The organism is Chryseobacterium urinae (genome assembly GCF_030518295.1).
GTDB lineage: Bacteria > Bacteroidota > Bacteroidia > Flavobacteriales > Weeksellaceae > Chryseobacterium > Chryseobacterium mucoviscidosis.
Window position 1 is genome coordinate 1 of the sequence record NZ_JAULSJ010000017.1, and the last position, 23,821, is coordinate 23,821.

Below are 23,821 nucleotides of genomic sequence, written 5' to 3' on the forward strand. Positions count from 1 at the left end.
TCACTTTCAAGCCTTCTTCAGATTTGTTTTCCTTTAAAACATCAAAGAAAATAACATCCATACCAAAATTCTGAGCACCGACAACATCTGCAACCCAGTCATCGCCAATTAAAATACTGTTTTCTTTTGTGGCTTCTGAAAGGTTCAGAGAATATTCAAAAATTTCAGGACGTGGCTTTCTTACACCAACTGTATCTGCGCTTGTGATGGTCTGAAAATATTTATCAATGCCGGATAAAATACATTTTCTCTCCGTCACTTCTTTGAAACCATTTGAAATAATATGCAGGGTATAATTTTTTGCTTTAAGATATTCCAGAATATATTCTGTCCCTTCTACCAGCTCATTATGATTGAGAATTTTATCTAAAAAATGTTCTTCAAAATACATCGACAATTCCGGATCATTAACCCCAAAATGGTTAAAGGTATCGTAAAAACGGTGTTTTCTGAGATATTCTTTATCGATAATTCCATCGCGGATATCTTCCCAGAGTTTTTCATTAATTTCATGATAAACAGAATGGAATTCTTCAAAATTGATATTATATTTCAAGCCGATTTCTTCCTTCTCAAAAAGATCTTTTATCGTTAAATATGCATTGCGACGGTGATCCCAAAGTGTATTATCGAGATCAAAAAAAATGTGCTGAATTTTCATACAGCACAAAATTAATAATTTTAATTCTTGGATACAGGATAATTCTTGCCTTTGGCTTTCACTACCTCGACGCTCTTTGAAAAGTTGAGTAAAAACTCAATGGTTTGTTTCTTAGGTTTCAAAGCTTTCACTTTTAAGGGATCATTTTTTTTCATAGGCGAAAATGTTTTCCTTAAAAACGAGAATTTTCCGAAATTATTATCTAGCGTGTTAAGATAATATTATTTTCTTCCATGATTTTTCTCAGGTTGATTAAAGCGTACCGTACTCTTCCCAATGTAGTATTAATACTCATGTCGGTATGGTCCGCAATTTCTTTAAAGCTTAACCCGTCAAAAAATCTTAATTTAATGACTTCCTGCTGATTTTCAGGCAGAAACTGAAGCATTCTTAAAAGATCTTCCTGAATCTGGTTGGTAACAAGCTGATCTTCGATATTTTCGGAAGGCTCTCTCAAAAGATCAAAAACAGAATATTCGTCCGTTTCAAAAGTAGTTTCTGAAACTTTCATATTTTTAGATTTTAACCTGAAATGATCGATAATAAGATTGTGAGCAATTCTTTTTGCCCAAAGAATGAATTTTCCTTCCTCGTTATAGCGTCCTTCCTTCAGCATAATGATAATTTTCATGAAGGTATCCTGAAACACGTCATTTGCTAAATCTTCATCATTAATTTTGTAAAAAATGAATGTAAACAATTCTCTTTGATGGCGGTGTATAAGGGTAGACAACGCCTCTTCGTCTCCTTTTTGGTAAAGGGAAATTAGTAAACTATCCGATTTTGATTTCATAACTTCTTCTCAATAAATAATGCTGACTATAATTTTTCCAGATATTTTATCTGGCTTCAGCTGTAAATACAAAACAATTCTTCAGAGTAAAGTCGAATCAATAGGCGGATACAATTTTTCTATGGTGTAAATATAATAAATTTTTAATAACTGTTAATCATTTATTAATTTTTTACGAGAAAAATTTAAAAAAACCTACTTAAACATGTCGTGAATGAATACAGTAGGGATATTTAGTGTAAAATTAACATTCACCCCTTTCAGTTCTTTACCATTGATTCCGCTGTTTCCGATCGGAAAAGCATAACCTCCGGTAAGATCCAGAATCCCGAAAAGCGTAACGCCTACTTTCGGAGCAAAATATTTATTGGTTCCTTCTGCTCCCATCAGAAAATAATAGGAATGATTGAAATCTACATTTTTTTCAAAATTCAACAAAACATCTGCAGAAATCTTGGGCATAATCGCAAACTGGGAATGCGCAGAACCCATCAAAGCAGAACCTCCCAAACGGTAAATAACATCGTCATTTTTTAAGAAAAGCAGCTTCCCTCCTATTTCACCAAAACTCTGGTTCTGGTAAGTATATCCTACACTTATCATTTTATGCATCGTTAACTGTGCTTTTGCAAAGGTGCTCAGAAAAAATACAGAAAGGATTGCGAATGCAGATCTTGCGTTTATCATCTTCAAATTTATTTAATGTAAAAATAAAAAAAACTGCCTTATCAAAAAGATAAAGCAGCCATTTATATTGTATAAGTTTAAAATTAAATTCCGAAAGAAGCTTTAATTTCTTCGACTTTGTCTAATTTCTCCCATGTAAAGAACTCTAGGTTTTCCAGAGTAAGCTCATTTTTCTGTCCTTTATTGAAGGTTTTGCTTGCTACATAGCTTTCTCTTCCCATGTGTCCGTAAGAAGCCGTATCCTGATAAATAGGGTTTCTTAATTTTAAATTCTGTTCGATTGCGTAAGGTCTCAAATCAAAAATAGTAGAAACTTTTTTAGCAATTTCTCCATCGTTAAGATCTACTTTTGCCGTTCCGTACGTGTTAATGTACAATCCGCAAGGTTCAGCAACCCCGATTGCGTAAGAAACCTGTACCAAAACTTCATCCGCAACTCCTGCAGCTACCAAATTTTTAGCAATATGTCTTGTTGCATAAGCAGCACTTCTGTCTACTTTTGAAGGATCTTTTCCTGAGAATGCACCACCTCCGTGAGCTCCTTTTCCTCCGTATGTATCTACAATGATTTTTCTTCCTGTAAGACCTGTATCTCCGTGAGGACCACCGATTACGAATTTACCGGTCGGATTGATATGATATTTGATCTGATCGTTGAATAACGCTTTAATTTCTTCTGTCTGTAAAGCAACAACTCTTGGAATCAGGATATTTTTAATGTCTTCTCTGATTTTGTTCAGCATTTCTTCTTCAGATCCGAAATCGTCGTGCTGTGTAGAAACTACAATAGAATCTATTCTGATTGGTTTATGGTCATCAGAATACTCAATCGTAACCTGAGATTTCGCATCAGGACGGAGATATTTAATTTCTGAATTTTCTCTTCTGATCGCAGAAAGTTCCTTAAGAATAGTATGTGCAAGATCCAGAGCCAAAGGCATATAATTTGCCGTTTCGTTGGTTGCATATCCGAACATCATTCCCTGATCTCCCGCTCCCTGTGCGTTTGCTTTAGCTTCGAAAGATTCGTCATTTACCGCTCTGTCTACTCCCTGATTGATATCCGGAGACTGCTCATGGATTGCAGAAATAACCCCGCAAGAATCTCCGTTGAACATATATTCTCCTTTTGTATATCCGATTCCGTTGATAACTTCTCTGGCAATCGTCTGTACATCAAGATAAGCATCCGATTTTACTTCACCCGCCAAAACCACCTGTCCTGTTGTTACAAGAGTTTCGCAAGCTACCTTTGAATTTTTGTCGTATGCTAAAAAGTGATCGATTAATGCGTCGGAAATCTGATCGGCAATTTTGTCCGGATGTCCTTCTGAAACGGATTCAGATGTAAATAAATAAGACATATTATTCTATTTGTTTTTAGATTAAAAATATACGAAGAAAAATAAGAATAAATTGTCTAATAAAGGTCTAAAAAAGAATACTGTTTTAGCATATTTTTATAGAGGTTGCAATCAGGTCAAATTTTTCCTCGTTCGTAAACGTTGGCAAATTTAAGTACTATTTTTTAATACTCAAAATTTTTGTCTACTTATTATCTCTTCTTTAAATTAATGATTTGATGATATTTAACATAAAACACTATTGCGGTTTTATGCTTACAAATTCTTTCGGATTTTCGTGATAATTAAGTTTTTTCTCTAAAGAATTTCTGATAGAATGTGATAATTCATCAATAATTTTCTGCTTAAAGGTCGGTTTGTAGTAAATAATGCTGATTTCTCTGTACGGGAAAGGCTTCTTAAATCTGAAAACATTCTCCTTCTGTACATCAGAAAGCTGATTAAGAGCCAACTCCGGCAAAATACTGATTCCTCCTACTTTATCCACCATATGAACCAAAGTCTGGATATTAGAAGCGAGAAAATCTAAGTTTTTAGGCTTTAATGTATTTTCTTTTAAATGACAGATATTTTCGAATTGGTTTCTCAGACAGTTTCCTTCCTCAAGCAGCCATACTTTTTCTACATTCAGTTCTTCCGGAACTACATAAGAGTTTTTCTTGTTGGCTTCTTTCTCAGAACTGTAGATCATCAATTCTTCATTGAATAAGAAATCCTGATAAAATTCATCTGCCGCATCATAAGGTGTGGAAATAATTCCGGCATCCAACTCTCCTGCTTTCAAAGCTTTGATGATGTTGTCTGTCGTCATTTCCTTTACATTCATCTGAATTTTCGGGTTTTCTTCCAAAAATTTGAAGATTTCCGTAGGCAGGATAAAAGAAGAAACGGTAGGAATAATTCCGATGTTGATGGTTCCTCCTAAAATATTGTTTAAAAGATTGGCTTTATTTTTAAGTTCATTGACAGATTCTATAATCACCTTCGCCTGATCGATGATCTGAAGCCCAACATCTGTGGTACGGATCGGGTGCGTAGTTCTGTCGAAAACCTTCACATCCAGTTCATCCTCAAATTTCTGTATCATTGCACTTAGTGTAGGCTGCGTAATGAAGCATGCTTGAGCCGCTTTCCCAAAATGTTTGTACTTATCAACCGCGATAAGATACTCGAGTTGCTGAATGTTCATCTGATTAATATTATCTATTACAAAGATAAAATGTTTTTGCCATTTGCAATTAAAAATTCAAGTAAATTTGATATTTAGTACCTTTACATAAACAAATACAGTTAAAAAATCATTCACAAAAATCATAAATCTATGGATTCTAAAAAATTAACCTTAAGTAACGGCGCTCCCTATTACGAACATCAGGATTCACAAACAGTCGGTCCGAGAGGTCCGGTATTGCTGCAGGATTTTATTTTACAGGAAAATCTTGCTCATTTTGTAAGAGAAAGAATCCCGGAAAGAATTGTTCATGCAAAAGGAACGGGAGCTTACGGAACGTTTACGGTTACCCACGATATTACCCAGTATACAAAAGCAAAATTATTTTCTGAAGTTGGCAATTCATGCAGAATGTTTGCCCGTTTTTCCACAGTAGGCGGAGAGAAAGGAAGCGCAGATACTGCTAGAGATCCGAGAGGTTTTGCTTTAAAATTCTACACAGAAGACGGAAACTGGGATCTGGTTGGAAACAATACGCCGGTATTTTTCATCAAGGATGCGAAAAAATTTCCGGATTTCATCCATACCCAAAAAAGAGTTCCGAAAACGAATCTGAAAAGCGCAACCATGATGTGGGATTTCTGGAGTCTGAATCCTGAATCTCTTCATCAGGTTTTGATTTTAATGTCGGACAGAGGAACACCTTACGGACACAGACACATGCACGGTTTCGGTTCTCACACGTTCTCTATGATCAATGCTCAGAATGAAAGAGTCTGGGTGAAGTTTCATCTGAAATCCAAACAGGGAATTAAAAATTTCACGAATGATGAAGCGGTAAAAATGGCAGGAGAAAATCCAGATTTTGCGCAGGAAGACCTTTGCAATGCCATCGAGGAGGGAAATTTCCCGAGATGGACAATGTATATTCAGGTAATGACGGAAGAACAGGCAAGAGATTTCAGATGGAATCCTTTTGATATTACCAAAGTATGGTTCCAGAGCGATTTCCCGTTAATTGAAGTCGGAGAAATGGAACTGAATGAAGTTCCGGTTAATTATTTTGCTCATGTTGAACAATCTATATTCTCACCAAGTAATTTAATCGATGGAATCAGCTTTTCACCGGATAAAATGCTTCAGGGAAGATTATTTTCTTATCCGGATGCGCACCGATACAGAGTGGGCGTAAATGCTCACCTGCTGGAAGTTAACCGATGTCCTTTTGCGATTAACAACTATCAGAGAGACGGATTTATGGCAGATTCAAGCCATTATCAGGATAAGCCGAACTATCACCCGAACAGCTTTGATGATATTAAGCCGGATCCTGCCTACAAAAGTTTCGAATATGAACTGGACAGCGCTCATGTAGCAAGTTACAACAGAAATGAAAATGATGACGATCATTACACCCAACCCGGATTATTATATACAAAGGCAATGAATCCGGAAGACAGGCAAAACCTTGTAAATAACATTGTTGGAAGCATGAAAGGAATCACGGGACCGAAAAAAGATGAGATCATTAACAGACAGTTATGTCATTTTTTCAGAGCTAATATCGAGCTTGGAATGAAAGTGGCATCTCAACTGAATGTGGTTATTGATGCAAATATGATGAACCACACAAAATAAGTATCTTAAACAATAATTTCAATCAGAAGGAAAAAAAGTCAATATTTTTTCCTTTTTTTTATAAAAAATTCATAATTTGCACAGAATAATATTTTAAAGTGGAAAATGGGTTACGAAAATATATTATTAAATAAGGAAGATAAAATATCTATTATTACAATAAACAGACCTGAGAGTTTAAATGCACTTAATGCTAAAACAATCAGCGAATTAAGTTCAGCTTTGAACGAGTTAGATTCAGACGAATCCTGCAGAGTAGTTATTCTTACAGGAAGCGGTGAAAAATCTTTCGTTGCCGGAGCAGATATTAAAGAATTTAGTGATTTTGGACAGGAAAAGGCAGAAGAACTTGCCAGAAACGGACACAATACTTTATTCAACAAAATTGAAAATATGACCAAGCCGGTAATTGCAGCCGTAAACGGTTTTGCATTAGGCGGAGGTCTTGAGCTTGCCATGGCTTGCCACATCAGATACGCATCGGAAAATGCAAAACTGGGACTTCCGGAAGTAACTTTAGGATTAATTCCCGGTTACGGAGGAACCCAGAGATTACCGAAGCTTGTAGGAAAAGGCATTGCCAATGAAATGATCTTCTCTGCCAAAATGGTTCCTGCTGCAAAAGCAAAAGAAATCGGACTGGTAAATGAAGTATATCCAATAGAAGAATTATTAAACAAAACAAAAGAATTAGCCAACGTTATTGCCCACAATTCACCAATGGCAATTTCCAAAGCAATTCAAGCTGTAAACTTATCGGACACGGATAAAGGTTTTGAAACTGAGATTAAATATTTCGGAGAGCTTTTTGAAATGGACGACAAAAAAGAAGGAGTTTCTGCTTTTCTTGAAAAAAGAAAGCCAAGCTTCTAAACTTTTTACCCTTAATACAAATTATTTCGAAACAAACAAATGCGGCGGTATGAATAAGTTTGACAAAGCTTATCTAAAAATGGCTCAGGAATGGGCAAAACTTTCCTACTGTAAACGAAAACAAGTAGGAGCTCTTATCGTAAAAGATAGGATGATTATTTCAGATGGTTATAATGGTACTCCTTCAGGATTTGAAAACTGCTGTGAGGACAATGACGGCAAAACACACTGGTACGTACTTCATGCAGAAGCCAATGCTATTTTAAAACTGGCAGCTTCCACGCAGTCTGCAAAAGGCGCAACACTGTATTTAACGCTCTCACCCTGTAAAGAATGCAGTAAGCTCATTCTTCAGGCGGGAATCACCAGACTTGTCTACATCAATGAATATTCGGATGACGACGGAATATCATTTTTAAGAAACCACGATATTGAAATAGAACAAATTTCGGAAAGTGAACTAAAAAAATAACACAACATGACTTGGGATGAAAAAATTAAGGATTTTGAGATCTTTCTTCGATTCGAGAGAAACTTTTCAGAAAACACTCTCGACGCCTATATTCGAGACATAAAAAAACTAAAAGAATACGCAGAAGAAGATCTGGGCAACGTCGGACCGGATACTATAGGCTACGAAAATCTGCAGGAATACATTTTCAATCTTTCCAAACAAAAATTCAGCGAAAGATCTCAGGCGAGATGGATCTCTTCCATTAAAGCATTCTTCAAATTTTTACTGGAGGATGAATACCGTGAAGACAATCCGGCTTCTTTGCTTGAAGGTCCTAAACTGGGTCTTTACTTACCGGATACCTTAAGCCTGCCCGATATCAACAAGATTATCAGCGCGATTGAGGTAAATTCCGACCTTGGAAAGAGAAATCAGTGTATTATCGAAGTTTTGTACGGATGTGGACTTCGTGTTTCGGAACTGATTGATCTGAAAATTTCCAATATCAATTTTAAAGAGCAGTATATTAAGGTAAACGGAAAGGGAAATAAGATACGTTTCGTTCCTTTAGCGGATTATACTGCAGATCTTCTGGAAAATTATATTCAGGAAGTACGTTCCAAAAGTAAAATCAATAAGAAATATGAAGATACTTTATTTCTGAACAGCCGCGGAACATCGATGTCCAGAGTAATTGTATTTTTAATTATAAAAGAATTAACAGACAAGGCGGGTGTAAGCAAAAAGATATCACCGCATACATTCAGGCATTCTTTTGCAACCCATTTGCTTCAGAATGGCGCAGATCTTCGTTATATTCAGGAAATGCTCGGTCATTCCAGCATTACAACGACAGAGATCTACACCCACCTGAAAACAGAGGAGCTGCGTGATGTGATCTTGTCTTATCACCCGAGAAATATTAATGTAACTCAATGAAAATACTGAAATATTGCCCCAACTGCGGCAAAGAATCTTTACAGTGGGATGGAGAAAGAAAATGGAGCTGCCAAAATTGTGGTTTCACATTATACAATAACGTTGCCGGAGCGGTAGCTGTGGTAATAAGATATAATGATGAAATTTATCTTACAAGAAGAAACAGAGATCCTAAAAAGGGAAAACTCGATCTTGCAGGAGGTTTTGTAGATCCGAAGGAAAGTGCAGAAGAAACCTGTAAAAGAGAACTTTTTGAAGAGCTGCAGCTGGTTGTTGATATTTCAAATTTAAAGTACTTAACGAGCCTTCCAAACGTCTATCAGTACAAAGAGATTGATTATAATACCATTGATCTTTTTTATGAATACCGCGTTCTGGAAAAATTTGAAGTGAATCTTGAACTGTCTGAAATTTCAGAAGCAGTATGGATTCCTTTAAAAGAACTGAATCTTGAGGATATTGCTTTTGATTCTCAGAAAAAGTTTTTTGAAGAGTATCTGAAGAATATTTAATATTCCTGAAATATATTCTCCCGCAGATTTTACAGAGGTCTACTAAATATGTAAAATTTGCGGGAGATTTTTTATGCTTTTGCTTTGCATGATCAACATAAATTAAACTCAGTTCAGGATAAGAAATAAATTTAAAAAATTGATTTATAGCGTTGTATTATTTTATCGCAAAGAAAAACAAAAGATTTTTTTACTATTAAAAGTTTGTAAGCTAAACAAAGGCACTTCGTTTATTTAAAAAACACAAAAATGGTATTACTTTGATAAGTTTTACGCCTTTGTATATCTTAAAAGCTGAATTCCTGATAATTGAATTTTTTTGTCTAACCTTGCGGTTAAGAAGACTTATCTCGAACTCAGGTTAAATTAAAGATTTTTAAGTTGATTTTCAAAATCTGATTATTTTATCGCAAGGAAAACGAAAAAGTATTCTCTGAAATGCTTTTAAAATAAACAATGCCGTAAAACTTATCAAAGCAATACAAAAGTGATTGATTTTTCGAATAGAACAATAATGAAAATCAAATAGTTAAACCATTTATCTTTTTAAATTCTTATGACGATTAAATACGATTAATAAGTTTTGGATTTCAGCATCTCATCAAAATACTGAATCAGCAAAGCTCTTTCTGCATCGGAAAGATTCGCTTCCTTATGATAAACAATATAACCCGGCATCGGCATCGTTTTATTCTGAATGGTCTGGATCGACTTACTCAGCATACTCTGCTTTAAATCTTTATTATAAGTATCCCAGATAGAAAAATTAAGATGTTCCCGTCCTTCATTGATATGGCTTTTCACAGACCATGAAATCGGCGCGATGTAAGCATATTTAGGATAAACAGTTTCGTTGGAATGGCAATCGTAGCACGCTCCTTTCAACAATTCCTGAATTTTTGCAGGTGTTTTTTTAGCATCCACAAAATTCATTTTGTGATCCACCGGAGGATTTACTTTATCTGTTGAAATAAACTGAATTAAAGCAAATCCCAGCAAAGTCCAGAAAAATATTTTCTTAAATGTTTTCATATTTATCTTGAAGGCGTTACCAAAGCATCATTTCCTTTCAGATCAAGCTTATTAGCATCTTTCGGCTGAGATTTCGGCTCTGCTTTCGGTGTGCTGATTTTTGACGGATCCAAAACTCTTGTATCTTTCAGATCCCAGTTTTCGTTGCTGTCCCAAAGCGGTCTTACGATGGCTGTTTTGTAGTAAATGTAGGAATCTTCCGCGAAAGTTTCGTTCTGGAAATCTGCTTCATCCCAAAAGCCGTTTTCGTTATTATCCACTAAAATCCTTACAATGTATTCTCCCGGTTTAAGAATATCAAATTTAACCTCGCTTCCTTTGGTATATTTCTGGAACAATACTTTATCTGAACTGTCTAAAAGTTGCAGCCAGTAACTTGATGCAGGAGCGTTCTGAAGGATGAATTTTAAGCTTCCGAAATTCTCAACTTTATCCACTTCAAAATCGAAACGTTTCGACTGATAATTTTTGGCAAAGAATGAAGAAACGGTTTCTTTCGGAATGGTAAGCTGATATTTTTTACCTGAAATAAAATCCGCTTTCACCAAAATCTGATACGGATTTTTCTCTGAAATTTTAGCGGTAAAAGGAACAGTGTTCAATGAGTCTCCTGCAACTCTGAAAATCCATTTATCGGTGTTTATTTTATCCACATAATAATTGGAAAGGATTTTAAAGTCTTCTCTCGGAGGAAGCATGGCACCGCCGTTATCGCTGTTGATGTCCATTGCGTTTTTCGCATTGTATCTGTAAAACAACGAGGCGTTATAAAGGCTGTCTTTTTTTCCGACACCGGCATTATATCCGAACTTTAAATTCTCGTTTGTAGTCTGTCCTACATCACTTTTCACAGCATCAAACCAGATTCTTACGGAATCGGACTTCGGAGCGTGGGTTACCTTGTACTCTTTTATTTTTTCGTTTAAAGGTTTTACGGTTACTTCATTCGGTTTTCCTTCGAAAGTCATGAGAACTCCTCCCGAAGCTTCTTTCATTTCAAGGTATTTTACCGGTTTTTTAGAAGGATATAATTTCAGATTTAATCCTGAAACCGATTTTTCTACGACAACAGGATCTTTCTGAAATCCTACTTTCTCTTTTCCCGCATCGTAGATGGAATTTCCGTTTTCATCTTCAAATGCGATGATTTTATATTTTCCGGCAGCAAGATAATTCAGTTCAAAATAGCCATCATCATCAACTTTGGTAATGTAGTAAGGTTTTTGTCTGTAATTGATGGTGTCTTTTACCTGATACAATCCTACCACAAATTTATTCTCACTGGCTTTTTTAATGGATAAAGCATCTCTTACATCCCCGCTTACATAAAGATCATCAAGCTTATCTCCCGTAGAAAACGCGAAATTGTAATATCTCAGAATATTGGCTTCATTATTATCTGCAATAGAATTTCCGAAATTAAAATTGTACGTTGTATTTGCCTGTAAAGTATCTTTCCACTGGATCAGGATAAATTTATTGGCAATATTGGAAGGAACAATTCTGGTGATATTTTTAATCGGCGGAGAAATGTTCAGGTTTTTGTTGATGTCTTTTAACGTAATGTATTCGTCAAAATCTATTCGCAACTGCTTTATATCTCTCGGCACATTTACTCTTGAAGAATCTATATTTGAGCTTAAAAACTTCGGAGCTAAGGAATCTTTTGCGCCTCCTACAGGCGAACCTACTCTTGCACAAGACTGCAAAAGAAAAGCGAAAACCAATAAAAAAAGAATTCTTTTCATGAAGATGTTTACGCAAAAATAAACATTATTCTCCATAAACTTCACTATGACCTTTTAATGTATCGCGATCATCGCTCATTACACTGTGAAGTTTATCTTTCTGAGGCGGAAAATCTTCAAATAATCCCGATAAAGCCAAAGCGGTATACACTCTGTTGGAATATTTATTTCCGATAGCAATAATGGTAACTTTAGATTTCAGAAGATGCGCAAAAACAGAATTGGTTCCGTGCCACCAACCGTTGTGATACGTGAGTTTTTCCCCGTTATCAAAAATTTTCATCCTGAAGCCGAAACCGTAATTGTTCATGCCGAATTTTTCATTGCTGTAAGGCGTGAAAACCTGCTCCATCAATTCAGGCTTTAAAAAATCCTTCGAAAACATTGCTTTTGAAAAACTGTATAAATCTCTCGGAGTGGTATAAACATTTTTATCTCCGTAAATTAAATCCAGCCTGTCCAAAGGGTACAGTTTATTGCCTCCATAATAAAAAGACTGTGATGCCGTAGGAATATCTTTTTCCTGAAAAATATAGGAGTTTTTCATTTTCAGAGGATCAAAAACCATTTCTTTCATCGCCTGAGGAAAAGGAACTTTCGTTACTTTTTCAATGATTAAAGCCAACATGGCAAAATTGGTGTTGCAGTACATAAATCCGGTATCTGTTTCTCTTGCCAGATCCGGTTTGTATTTAATGATCATATTCAAAATATCCTCATTCGTAAGGAACGTTTTTGAAAGTTCTGCAGGAGCCGGCTGAATTTTAGTAATGAAGTATTCGTATTTCGGAAGTCCGCTTCTCTGGTCTAGTAAAGTTTTAACGGTAACATTCGGATAAGGGAAACCCGGAAAATACTGGGTAAGATGATCGGATAAATTCACTTTTCCTGCTTCAACGAGTTTCAGCATTGCCATTGCGGTTAATGTTTTTGAAACGGAAGCGACATGAAGCGGCGTATTTTTATCAATCGGGTTCTGATTTCCTTCTCTGGCAAAGCCTCTGTAATTTTCGTAAATAATATTATCTCCTTTCGCGACTAAAATTCCACCGCTCAGATCGCCGTTTTCCCAAACTTTCTGGTAATAACTGTTGATGTAATTTGCAAGTGAAGCCTTATTGGCAACCTGATTTTCGGCAGGTGTAAAAACTTTGGCTAAGTCTACATTTCCGTAATTGGGAAGATTGGTCGTGCTTTCAGCAACACTGTCCTGATTTTCAGATTTTTTTTTGCAGGAAAAAAGAAATAAAAAGGCAGATAATACAAGGATAAAATTACGCTTCGTCATGAGTTTCGAAAATGAGCGGCAATTTAATAAAACTCGAAATAATTCGTATCTCCTGAATAGAAATTATGAATTATTTAACATAAATAAAAATGAAAAATAATTCATAAAATGGTATCGTCAAAATTCATTTCTAATATTACTGAATTTCAAGGCTAAGCAAACTGTGCCACAATTTTATCGACAATCACCTGCGCCAGTTTTTCCTTGCTCTGAACCGTCCATCCTGCAATATGCGGAGTAACAATTACTTTCTCGGATTCCAGAAGGTATTGAAGGTCTTCATTTTCTGTTTCCAGATTTTCGAAAGAGGATTTTTCGTATTCCAAAACGTCAAGACAGGCTCCTTTTACTTTACCCGCTTTTATTGCCTCAACTAAACTTTTCGTTTCAACATTCTTTCCTCTTGCTGTGTTTACAAAATAGAAATTGTTTTTCATCTCAGAGATAAACAAACCGTCCACCAGATAATACGTCTGTTCTGTTAATGGAATGTGTAAGCTTACAACTTCGGCTCTTTCCTTTAATTCTTCCAAAGAAACCTGTGTTGCAAATTCATCCGAAAGATCAGGAAGAATATCATGAAAAATCACGGTGCAGCCAAAACCTGAAAGTCTTTTTGCTGTGGCTTTTCCCATATTTCCGTAACCGATAAGTCCCACTGTTTTTCCCAGCAGTTCGTCGCCTCTGTTTTCTTCACGAAGCCAGATGCCGTTTTTCACTTCTTGAGAAGCGATAAAAAGCCGGTTCATTAAAATCAGCAACATCCCGACAACGTGTTCTGCCACAGAATCCCTGTTTCCTTCCGGAGAATTGATTAGTTCAATTCCCAGTTTCTCAGCAACCGAAATATCTATATTTTCCATTCCTGCTCCTACTCTTGCAATGAATTGCAGATTTTTAGCTTTTTCTAAAAAATTCTTGTCCAAAGGAATTCTGCTTCGGATGATAATTCCGTCGTACTTTTCAATTTTAGCACAAACCTCATCATAAGAAGAGCTGAAATCCTCTTCCAGAATAAAGTTTTTAGCCAGAAGCTGTTCGGTAATTAAGGGGTGGTTTTTATCGAGGAGTAAAATTTTCATTTTTTTAACACTAATGACACTAATATTGTTGCACAAATGACACTAAACTATAATTTGCCGTTGATTACTCTTTTTACTCCATCTTTAAACTGATGGGTATTAAAATTAATCAACATTCCAAGTTTGGAATTGCTTAATCGAAGATATGTAAGAATCTGAGCTAAATGCACATCATTCAGTAACTCAACGGATTTTATTTCTAATATAAATTTATTTTCAATAAATAAATCGAGCCTGTAACCTACATCTAATTTCACATCTTCATAAATCAAAGGCATTGGTTTTTGTTTTTCTACAAAAAGTCCCTGCTTTTGCAGTTCATACAGCATACATTCTTCGTAAGCACTCTCCAACAATCCGGGTCCTAAAACTTTATGAATTAAATAACCGGACTCATAAACTATTTTCGAGATTTCATTTTCAGAAATATCATTTTTCATCTTGTGTTATAATAATTTAAAACACAAATTTCTTTTTGAGTGTAGTAACGAAATAAAATTACTTGCGAAATTTGTGTAACCATCTGTGTTATTTGTGTTTAATCAAGGTTCCTGGAAAAGCTTTTTAAGCTCAATAGATTCAGAGGGTTTCATTCTTCCGGACAGAATCAGAGAAAGTTCTTTTCTTCTCAGTGCTGCTGCATATCGTTCTTTTTCAAGATCTGTTTCAGGTTCCATATCTGGAATCGGGATCGGTCTGTTGAACTCATCTACCGCAACGAAGGTATAAATTCCTTTGTTGGTCTGAATTTTTTTATGATTGATCGGATCATCCAGCCAAACATCTACATAAATTTCCATTGAGGTGGAAAAAGCTCTGGAAACTTTGGATTCCATCACAACAATTCCTCCTTCCGGAATCGGATGATCGAATGAAACGTGATTTACGGATGCCGTTACGACTCTTCTTTCGCAATGTCTTGTTGCGGAAATCGAAGCACATCGGTCCATTCTTGCCAATAGTTCTCCTCCGAAAAGGTTTCTCAATTGGTTGGTGTCATTCGGAAGTACAATATTCGTCATCACCGTCAGAGATTCTGACGCCTTTTTTATTTTTGCCATTTCGTTGTCTTAGTGTTGTTTTGAGTTGCCGGAACTTTTGCCGCATTTTTCACTGCAGGCTGAACCGCTTTTGGAACCACAGAATCTTTCTTTAAAGAATCTGCAACCGGAGCAGGATTCATTATTTTTGGCTGAGCTTTTACAGTGTCCTGAATTCTGTGTGTTTTTGTCTGTACAGAGACATTGGCTTTGTCAAAAGATTTCTCTCCGAAAAGAAGTTCCTGTTGAGTGTATGCTACGTATACGATTCCTAAAATCGGGATGATAACCAGAAAAGCCCAAAGAATAGATTTATTAAACTGATAATCTTTCTCAGTATTCAGAGAAGTTGCTAACGGAATGTTTTTATTGCTAATATCGGAAATCTTAATTTCTTCAAGACCATAAAAATCCGGATGATCCGACTGCAGTCTGTTTCCTTTGAAGTGCGTTTTGCCGTCTTCTACAAAAAGGACTCCTAAACCCTGAATTTCAAGCGTCTGATCTGCCTGCAGTTTTTTCTTCCAAAAATCGGTCTGAATCTGAAGATCTGTTTTTGAAGCTTCCAAAGTCATCTGTTTCTGCCCCGCAATAAAAGATGCCAAATCATCAGATTTCGCCTCATAATCGGAACTGTAAACGATTTTGCTTGCAGGAGGAAGAATGCTCCCATTTTCGGAATTGATAATGGCTTTGGAATTTTCCAAAGAAAAAACGCCAAAATCCGGAACAATAACGGTCCCGAATTGTTTCAAATATTCTAAAATGTAAGCTGAAATATTCATTTGGCAGCAAATTTATGACTTTTTGAGTAAAAAATAGATTAAAATATTTCATGCTTAACTGTAACCAAATTTATTTTTAACCAATCATATAATTCATCTAATGAATAAGGATTAGATTTTCATGTGTATGACTTATTCTTCTGACAATAATTTGTTGTAGACTGTAGATATTTCTATTTTAATTTCTTAGATATGCCCCATTGTATTTTCTACATATTTTGCCACATAATTTAGTATTAATGTTCTCTTTTTTGTTTTTCTGCTGTAAACTATATTAACTAAAAAATCATCAGGATACCATGCAACAAAAAGAATATCATAATCTTTCGGATTTTTTCTCCAAACATTTCTTATATATTCATCTACTCTAGAAATATTATCCTTTGATTTTGGTTTATAATCACATAACTCGAAAATACTTCTCCTATCATATGTTTTAATTTTCTTATCTAGTTCTTTTGATAAGATTGCGTTTTTTTTATCGTCTTTAATATTTCCTTTACTTTGAATCAGCTTAAAATAATCTTCACTTTCTTTTGAGATAAAGAACAAATACGATTTTGAAGAGATTGTTTCCGGATATAACTTTTTGGAGTTATGATATAATTTTGGCGTTAATAAAATATGAGAATCATCAATTAATTGATAACTTCCGGATATTGATTTGTATATATCTAAACCACAGGTTGAGCCAGAATCACGTGAGTCAAATTTACCATCAGTATCAAAACTTAAATAATATAAATAATTTGTCTTTTGATCTTTTTTTAGAGGATATTTAATCAATCTATATTGATAAATATTAACAGAATCTAATCCAATTATTCTGTCAATATAAAAATTCTCATTGAGAGGAAATTTTTGTGCATTTAAAATGAACGGAAATAAGAATATTAAACTTAAAATATATTTCCATTCTCTATTATAAAAGTTTTTATTTATATTTTCCATTTTTCATCTGCCATTTCTAAATGGTGTTTTTGATTACTGTAGTAGGAACAGATTCCTAGACTATGGCTTTATAAGACATATAATTATCTGTGTCTTTTTTCTCAAAAGTACATAAAAATTTCAGCGTTGGAGCAGAACTCTATCTTAATGAATGCGATAATTACAATTAAAAATCTTACTCAGAAGCAAGTTTACTAATAAAAAAGACTGCCGAAGCAGTCTTAAATCTAACTTTACATTCTATAATTAATCTTAAATATAGCCTGAATATTTACTGAATTTTCCAGCTGATCCCAAACATAAAATTCGTTCCTGCCTGAGAAAAATAATACGGAGAGCCGTCATAAACAGCTCCGTTGTTCACATACTTTTTATTGAATAAATTATTAACCAAAAGCTTCAGGGCAATCTCATTATTTTTAATTTTAAACTGATACTGTGCATTAAAATCGGTTAAAAAATAATCTTTAAGCTGTAAATTTTCATCTTCCGAATTATCCAGATATTGTTTTCCGACATACTGATTCATCAATGCAAACTGGAAATTCTGTGTCGGATTGAATTTCAAACCTAAATTGGCAATCACATCCGGAGAAAAAGAAATCTGCGTATTTCCGAGATCTTTAACGCCCGTTTCTGTTTCCACTTTAAAATCTAAATTTCTGTTGTTGCTGAAACTCACATTTCCGGAAAGTTCCCATTGTTTGGAAAGTTTTGCCAAAGCTCCAAGCTCGATTCCGCTTCGGTAGCTTTTCCCGGAATTCGTTCTGATGAAAGCACCCACATTATTCAGTTCGCCATTTAAAACCAACTGATTCACATAATACATATAATATAAGTTCGCGGTAAAAGACACTTTTCCGAACTGCTTCTCTACTCCAGCTTCGAAATCATGCAGCTTTTCAGCCTTCACTTCATTGTTTGCCAAAAGATCATCTCTGTTCGGTTCGCGGTGCGCATGAGCATAAGAAACGAAAATTTTTCCTGCTGAAATTTTATAATTGATTCCCGCTTTTGGATTAAAGAACAGCCAGTTTTTATTTAAATCAGCCCCTTCTCCATCTCCTGCCATGATGATTTTTGTATCATAATCTACATTTCTCAATTGCAGGTCTCCGAAAAATTCAAAATCATCCATTCTTACCAGTGCTTTGGCAAAACCTGAAACTTCGTTTTTCACAGAGCGGTTTCTGTAATATTCATGTTCATCAATTTGAGGAAGAAAAACGCCAGTTACATTTCCGAAATGTCTTCCGTAATATTGATTGGCAAAGGCTCCGAAGTTCACATCAACAGCTCCCAATTTTCCGTAAAGCGTGGAAACAACTCCGTAAAAATCGTTATCCAGCCATTTTTTTCTGATGAAATCCGTTCTCGTCAAGGTTTGAGAACCGTTGATGAAGTTAGGAAGATTATATTTCGAAAATTTAGCGTCCTGCTTATAGTTTTCATAATATCCTTTTCCTTTGGTGTAATGTGCCGTTGTTTCTAAATTCCATCTTTCATTGAATTTCTGTTCCCAAAGCAACTGATAATGGTTTTGTCGGTAATTATCCGTTTCATTATCGTAAAACCCGACGATGTTTTCCCAATTCGAATCGTAAATCGCTCCCGAATAATTAAATTTAGGATCGGTTTCCCATGTTTTCCGGTCGATTCCGTTCCACGCCTGATACGTTTTTTCTTTTCCTCCGAAAGCCATCAGACGAATTCTTGTATTCCCTTCTTCATACAAAGCGGTCAGATTGTAAGAATTTAATTTTGAAAAAGCGCGGTCTATATATCCGTCAGAATTGATGTGGGTATATCTTCCCATTACAGAAAGACGGTTTCCCCAGAATTTTCCGGAACCTATTTCCGCAGAGTATTTATAGGTATTAAACGATCCGTAACTGTCGTCTGTTTTAAAATAAAACTTCTCATCAGGATCTTTGGAAAGCACATTAATACTTGCTCCAAAAGCCGCAGAACCATTATTGGAAGTTCCCACCCCTCTCTGAATTAAAATCTGTGATGCCGAACTTGTAAGATCCGGAACATTCACGAAAAATGTCCCCTGACTTTCGGAATCATTGTACGGAACGCCGTTCATCATGACATTGATGGCGCTTCCCGCAACGCCACGAATCCGGAATCCTGTATACCCCACTCCGTTTCCGGCATCTGAAGTTGAAATGACAGAAGTCTGATTCTTCAGTAAAATCGGAAGATCCTGTCCTAAATTTCTGCTGTCCAAATCTTTCTGGACATCGATGATTTCTTTGGCAACAGGAAGTCTTTTGGTAAAATTAACAGCTTCAATTTCCCTTACTTTCAGGGAATCGGAATTCTGTGCCTGTAAAAAAGCGAAAGAGCCAACGGTAAGCCCTAAAAAAAATAATCCTTTCATTCTATAAATCTTTAAAATTTAATGAATAAAAGGGGCGGATTATGATGAGTAATTAGTAATCGGTAATAAGTAATATGATGAGGATTACTCATTGCTCATTACCTATTGCTCATTTTTAATTTCCCTAAACGGCATTACCCGTTCCAGGTTCATTGGGTATAATCTCAGCTTGCTACAGCACCCCTTTATTTCAGCCGCGAAATTACGAAAAATTTACCAACTGTAGGAAATTACGTTTTTCAACCTATTTTTTCACCAAGATCATTTTGATTAAAGGTTTGTGCTATTTGTAAAAGATTCTTGTAATCCGTGTTTAAATCTAATAGGTCTTATTCTGCGAATCTACATAGTAATAATTCTTACTGTCTTTTGAAACCTCGAACATTTTACCAAGCTTCCAGCTAAAATTTCGTTTAATATCAGAATATTCAAACGGAATAATCACCTTTCCATTCACATCCACCACTCCGAAAACATTATTTTTTGAAGCAATAATCATGGGATTGGCAACATCATCACCTTCTAAAATAAAAAGATAGTCGTATTGAGGATAAATTTTAAACTGCTTGTAATCATAAGGATTTTCAAACGTTGCTTTTTCGATGATTCCGAAAAAACCATTCATCGTATACACCTGAAAAAGCTGCTGAACATATTCTTTGTGAGGACATTTTGCCAAATCGGACTGTTTATACTGATACACCCTTTTGCCTGTTCTGTCGACACGGTAAGAAATTTCATCTTTTTCTACCGTTGCATAATCCGCAGTCCCGAATTTTCTGAGTTTTACATTTGGAGAGTTCAGAAGATTACAGTCTTCATAGAAAAATACCGCAATATGATATTCCGGCTGGATAATGAATTTTCCTTTTTGGTTCACATATCCGAATTTGCCGTCCTGTTTTTTCGGAATTAAAAGCGGAAGCTCTTCGTTGATGATCGGAAAATTGCTATTAAGTTTTGCCTTTTCTGGTAATTTTTTAACCGCAGTTTTAGAACCTGTCTTCGAAGGCAATTTCTTCACTGTTTTAGCCTGAGAAAACATAAAAACCGAAATAAAAAGGAATAAAACCGAAGCTACATTTTTCATAATCATCAATTGTTTGCAAAAATATCGCCAAAAATAGAAAATATAAAATACATATTTATAAAGAATCTAAATAATTTAAACTTGAAAAAATTCTAAAATTCCGTAAATTTGGGCACGTTTTCAGGCGTTTATTATTACCAACGTCTTAAAGAAGTCATTTTTAATATTCTATCTAAAAATTTCAGCTTCTTGCTTAGATCAAATAAACAAAAAAATAATAACTCTGCCGGAAAACATGCGACGATAATCTTCTCGTGAATAATGTTGATTATCATCCGATTAAGATTGAAAAGATTTCTATTATTATGAATATTTATCAGGATTACATCCAAGAGATTGAAGAAAGAAAAACTCAGGGGCTTCATCCAAAGCCGATTGACAGTGCAGAATTATTAAGCGAGATCATCGCACAGATTAAAGATACAGCAAACGAATACAGGGCTGATTCTCTTAAATTTTTTATTTACAACACATTACCCGGAACTACGAGTGCAGCCGGTGTAAAAGCTAAATTTTTAAAAGAAATTATTCTTGGTGAATCTGTAGTAGAAGAAATCTCTCCGGCTTTTGCTTTCGAATTGTTATCCCACATGAAAGGTGGAAAATCTATCGAAGTATTGCTGGATCTTGCTTTAGGCAACGATGAAAATGTTGCAAAACAGGCTGCAGAAGTACTGAAAACACAGGTTTTCCTATATGAAGCAGATACAACCCGTCTGAAAGAAGCCTTCAATATCGGGAACGAAATTGCAAAAGAAATTCTGGAAAGCTATGCAAAAGCAGAATTCTTCACAAAACTTCCTGAAGTTGCTGAAGAAATTAAAGTGGTTACTTTCATCGCAGGTGAAGGAGACATTTCTACCGACTTACTTTCTCCGGGTAATCAGGCACACTCAAGATCAGACCGCGAATTACACGGTAAATGTATGATTACGCCTCAGGCACAGGAAGAAATCAAAGCGTTACAGGCAAAACATCCGGATGCAAGCGTAATGCTTATCGCAGAAAAAGGAACAATGGGAGTTGGTTCTTCGCGTATGTCCGGTGTAAACAACGTTGCACTTTGGACAGGAAAACAGGCAAGTCCTTATATTCCTTTCGTAAATATTGCTCCTATCGTTGGAGGAACAAACGGCATTTCTCCTATCTTCCTTACAACAGTAGACGTAACAGGCGGAATTGGAATCGATCTTAAAAACTGGGTAAAGAAAGTAGACGAAAACGGAAATGCTGTTCTTAACGAAGAAGGCGAACCTATTCTTGAGCAGACTTATTCTGTTGCAACGGGAACGGTTTTAACCATCAATACCAAAGAGAAAAAATTATACAACGGAGATCAGGAACTTATTGATCTTACAAAATCTTTCACACCGCAGAAAATGGAATTCATTAAAGCGGGAGGATCTTACGCCATCGTGTTCGGTAAAAAATTACAGACATTTGCTGCTGAAGTTTTAGGCATCGAAGCTCCGGTAGTTTTTGCACCTTCTAAAGAAATTTATCACGAAGGACAGGGGCTTACTGCGGTTGAAAAAATCTTTAACAGAAATGCATTAGGAAAAACTCCGGGTAAAATCTTACACGCAGGTTCTGATGTACGTGTGAAAGTAAACATCGTAGGTTCTCAGGATACTACCGGTTTAATGACGGCTCAGGAACTGGAATCTATGGCTGCAACGGTAATTTCTCCGGTAGTAGACGGAGCTTACCAGTCCGGATGTCACACCGCTTCAGTTTGGGATAAAAAAGCACAGGCTAATATTCCTAAATTAATGAAATTCATGAACGAATTCGGTTTGATCACTGCACGTGACCCGAAAGGTGAATATCACGCGATGACAGACGTTATTCACAAAGTTCTTAACGATATTACCGTAGACGAATGGGCAATCATCATCGGTGGAGATTCTCACACGAGAATGTCTAAAGGAGTTGCTTTCGGAGCAGATTCAGGAACTGTTGCCCTTGCTTTGGCGACAGGAGAAGCATCAATGCCAATTCCGGAATCTGTAAAAGTTACATTCAAAGGAACCATGAAAGAGCATATGGATTTCCGTGATGTGGTTCATGCAACTCAGGCTCAGATGCTGAAACAGTTCGGAGGAGAGAACGTATTCCAGGGAAGAATTATTGAGGTTCACATTGGAACACTTCCTGCCGATCAGGCATTTACCTTCACAGACTGGACGGCTGAAATGAAAGCAAAAGCTTCCATCAATATTTCTGAAGATGCTACTTTAATCGAGTCTCTGGAAATTGCAAAAAGCAGAATCCAGATCATGATCGATAAAGGAATGGATAACCACAATCAGGTTCTTCAGGGATTAATTGACAAGGCTAATAAAAGAATTGAGGAAATCAGATCCGGTGAAAAACCTGCTCTGACTCCGGATTCCAATGCTAAATATTACGCTGAAGTTGTTGTAGATCTTGATGCCATCGTAGAACCAATGATCGCCGATCCGGATGTAAACAACGAAGATGTTTCTAAAAGATATACGCACGATACCATCAGAGATTTAACGTATTATGGTGGTGAGAAAAAAGTAGATCTTGGTTTCGTAGGATCTTGTATGGTTCACAAAGGAGATCTTAAAATTGTTTCTCAAATGCTTAAAAACATTGAAAAACAAAACGGTACCGTAGAATTTAAAGCTCCGCTTGTGGTTGCTGCTCCTACCTATAACATCATTGATGAATTAAAAGCTGAAGGCGACTGGGAATTTTTAGAAAAATATTCAGGTTTTGAGTTTGACGATAATGCTCCTAAAGGCGAAGCTCGTGTTGAATACAAAAACATGATGTATCTAGAAAGACCGGGATGTAACCTTTGTATGGGGAATCAGGAAAAAGCAGCAAAAGGAGATACGGTTTTAGCCACTTCTACACGTCTTTTCCAAGGCAGAGTGGTGGAAGATTCTGAACGTAAAAAAGGAGAATCTCTATTAGCTTCAACTCCGGTGGTTGTACTTTCTGCGATCATGGGAAGAATTCCAAGCATCGATGAGTATAAAACAGCGGTTGAAGGGATCGACCTTACTACTTTTGTTCCTTCTATTAAAGAACTGACAAGTACAAGTGCTCACTAAAAAGCTTACAAATAAGCCGTAAAGGCTGTTTTAACAATTTATAGAATTGAAAGATTTTACTCGTAAAGATGTAGAATCTTTCAATTTTTTATTTAGAATCTTTCCATTTAAAGATCTGCAAAAATTATTTTAACTTAGATCAATCACAAAAATTTTATTTTTTCTTAACTTGAAGGTTGGAAATTTCAGAATTATTTATCATTTTTTATCCTTTTTAAAAGCATACAGGAATAGA

Annotated in this window: 21 protein-coding genes; 6 read left to right on the top strand and 15 right to left on the bottom strand. The window is 35.7% G+C overall.

Annotation, left to right across the window (positions count from 1 at the left end; translation table 11 throughout):
- From QWT87_RS12010 to QWT87_RS12030, 5 genes are all read right to left on the bottom strand, one after another.
- Nucleotides 1–661: YjjG family noncanonical pyrimidine nucleotidase (locus QWT87_RS12010; RefSeq protein ID WP_302716285.1), on the bottom strand; the 661-nt coding region annotated here is incomplete at its 3' end.
- Between the two features lie 202 nt (nucleotides 662–863).
- Complete coding sequence (locus QWT87_RS12015) at nucleotides 864–1,454, bottom strand: RNA polymerase sigma factor (protein WP_087708309.1); 591 nt, start codon at nucleotides 1,452–1,454, stop codon at nucleotides 864–866.
- Nucleotides 1,455–1,649: 195 nt separating this feature from the next.
- Nucleotides 1,650–2,141 carry a hypothetical protein gene (locus QWT87_RS12020; protein ID WP_288459793.1) on the bottom strand — a complete coding sequence of 164 codons (492 nt, stop codon included), beginning with the start codon at nucleotides 2,139–2,141 and terminating at the stop codon, nucleotides 1,650–1,652.
- An 83-nt stretch (nucleotides 2,142–2,224) separates the two neighbouring features.
- Complete coding sequence (gene metK / locus QWT87_RS12025; RefSeq protein WP_302716286.1) at nucleotides 2,225–3,505, bottom strand: methionine adenosyltransferase; 1,281 nt, start codon at nucleotides 3,503–3,505, stop codon at nucleotides 2,225–2,227.
- Nucleotides 3,506–3,743: 238 nt separating this feature from the next.
- Nucleotides 3,744–4,694, bottom strand: coding sequence for a LysR substrate-binding domain-containing protein (locus tag QWT87_RS12030; protein ID WP_076396233.1), 951 nt, complete (start codon nucleotides 4,692–4,694; stop codon nucleotides 3,744–3,746).
- A gap of 132 nt (nucleotides 4,695–4,826) precedes the next feature.
- On the opposite strand from QWT87_RS12030, the gene QWT87_RS12035 reads away from it, so the two are divergent.
- The 5 genes from QWT87_RS12035 (at nucleotide 4,827) to QWT87_RS12055 (ending at nucleotide 9,092) form a co-directional block, all read left to right on the top strand.
- The gene (locus tag QWT87_RS12035) at nucleotides 4,827–6,314 is read left to right on the top strand and encodes a catalase (protein ID WP_302716287.1); all 1,488 of its coding nucleotides are present in this window, start codon (nucleotides 4,827–4,829) and stop codon (nucleotides 6,312–6,314) included.
- Nucleotides 6,315–6,419: 105 nt separating this feature from the next.
- On the top strand, nucleotides 6,420–7,187 hold the full coding sequence (locus QWT87_RS12040; RefSeq protein WP_302716288.1) for an enoyl-CoA hydratase/isomerase family protein: 768 nt from the start codon (nucleotides 6,420–6,422) through the stop codon (nucleotides 7,185–7,187).
- A gap of 49 nt (nucleotides 7,188–7,236) precedes the next feature.
- Complete coding sequence (locus QWT87_RS12045) at nucleotides 7,237–7,659, top strand: deoxycytidylate deaminase (protein WP_108410954.1); 423 nt, start codon at nucleotides 7,237–7,239, stop codon at nucleotides 7,657–7,659.
- A 6-nt stretch (nucleotides 7,660–7,665) separates the two neighbouring features.
- Nucleotides 7,666–8,580: a site-specific tyrosine recombinase XerD gene (xerD, locus tag QWT87_RS12050; protein ID WP_185207793.1), complete on the top strand. Its 915-nt coding sequence runs from the start codon at nucleotides 7,666–7,668 to the stop codon at nucleotides 8,578–8,580.
- The gene (locus QWT87_RS12055) at nucleotides 8,577–9,092 is read left to right on the top strand and encodes an NUDIX hydrolase (RefSeq protein ID WP_302716289.1); all 516 of its coding nucleotides are present in this window, start codon (nucleotides 8,577–8,579) and stop codon (nucleotides 9,090–9,092) included. Before xerD ends, QWT87_RS12055 begins: the two co-directional genes overlap by 4 nt.
- Nucleotides 9,093–9,665: 573 nt before the next feature.
- Here QWT87_RS12055 and QWT87_RS12060 read toward each other — a convergent pair.
- The 10 genes from QWT87_RS12060 to QWT87_RS12105 form a co-directional block, all read right to left on the bottom strand.
- Complete coding sequence (locus tag QWT87_RS12060) at nucleotides 9,666–10,124, bottom strand: heme-binding domain-containing protein (RefSeq protein WP_302716290.1); 459 nt, start codon at nucleotides 10,122–10,124, stop codon at nucleotides 9,666–9,668.
- Between the two features lie 2 nt (nucleotides 10,125–10,126).
- A complete protein-coding gene (locus QWT87_RS12065) occupies nucleotides 10,127–11,872 on the bottom strand; it encodes an Ig-like domain-containing domain (protein ID WP_302716291.1) in 1,746 nt (581 codons plus the stop codon).
- A 25-nt stretch (nucleotides 11,873–11,897) separates the two neighbouring features.
- Nucleotides 11,898–13,160, bottom strand: a complete 1,263-nt coding sequence (locus tag QWT87_RS12070) for a serine hydrolase domain-containing protein (protein WP_302716292.1) — start codon at nucleotides 13,158–13,160, stop codon at nucleotides 11,898–11,900.
- Nucleotides 13,161–13,312: 152 nt separating this feature from the next.
- Nucleotides 13,313–14,242, bottom strand: coding sequence for a 2-hydroxyacid dehydrogenase (locus tag QWT87_RS12075; RefSeq protein WP_302716293.1), 930 nt, complete (start codon nucleotides 14,240–14,242; stop codon nucleotides 13,313–13,315).
- Nucleotides 14,243–14,289: 47 nt separating this feature from the next.
- The gene (locus QWT87_RS12080; protein ID WP_337250579.1) at nucleotides 14,290–14,682 is read right to left on the bottom strand and encodes a GxxExxY protein; all 393 of its coding nucleotides are present in this window, start codon (nucleotides 14,680–14,682) and stop codon (nucleotides 14,290–14,292) included.
- Between the two features lie 102 nt (nucleotides 14,683–14,784).
- Nucleotides 14,785–15,303, bottom strand: coding sequence for an acyl-CoA thioesterase (locus QWT87_RS12085; RefSeq protein ID WP_271248589.1), 519 nt, complete (start codon nucleotides 15,301–15,303; stop codon nucleotides 14,785–14,787).
- The gene (locus QWT87_RS12090) at nucleotides 15,291–16,067 is read right to left on the bottom strand and encodes an HU domain-containing protein (RefSeq protein WP_302716294.1); all 777 of its coding nucleotides are present in this window, start codon (nucleotides 16,065–16,067) and stop codon (nucleotides 15,291–15,293) included. The genes QWT87_RS12085 and QWT87_RS12090 overlap by 13 nt, the downstream gene beginning before the upstream one ends.
- Before the next feature lie 186 nt (nucleotides 16,068–16,253).
- The gene (locus QWT87_RS12095) at nucleotides 16,254–17,018 is read right to left on the bottom strand and encodes a hypothetical protein (protein ID WP_302716295.1); all 765 of its coding nucleotides are present in this window, start codon (nucleotides 17,016–17,018) and stop codon (nucleotides 16,254–16,256) included.
- 271 nt (nucleotides 17,019–17,289) lie between these two features.
- Nucleotides 17,290–19,407 carry a TonB-dependent receptor gene (locus QWT87_RS12100; protein ID WP_302716296.1) on the bottom strand — a complete coding sequence of 706 codons (2,118 nt, stop codon included), beginning with the start codon at nucleotides 19,405–19,407 and terminating at the stop codon, nucleotides 17,290–17,292.
- 319 nt (nucleotides 19,408–19,726) lie between these two features.
- Nucleotides 19,727–20,497 (bottom strand): WG repeat-containing protein, encoded by a 771-nt coding sequence (locus tag QWT87_RS12105; RefSeq protein WP_302716297.1) that lies wholly within the window; start codon nucleotides 20,495–20,497, stop codon nucleotides 19,727–19,729.
- Nucleotides 20,498–20,802: 305 nt separating this feature from the next.
- On the opposite strand from QWT87_RS12105, the gene QWT87_RS12110 reads away from it, so the two are divergent.
- The gene (locus QWT87_RS12110) at nucleotides 20,803–23,586 is read left to right on the top strand and encodes a bifunctional aconitate hydratase 2/2-methylisocitrate dehydratase (RefSeq protein ID WP_302716298.1); all 2,784 of its coding nucleotides are present in this window, start codon (nucleotides 20,803–20,805) and stop codon (nucleotides 23,584–23,586) included.
- The last annotated feature ends 235 nt before the right edge of the window (nucleotides 23,587–23,821 follow it).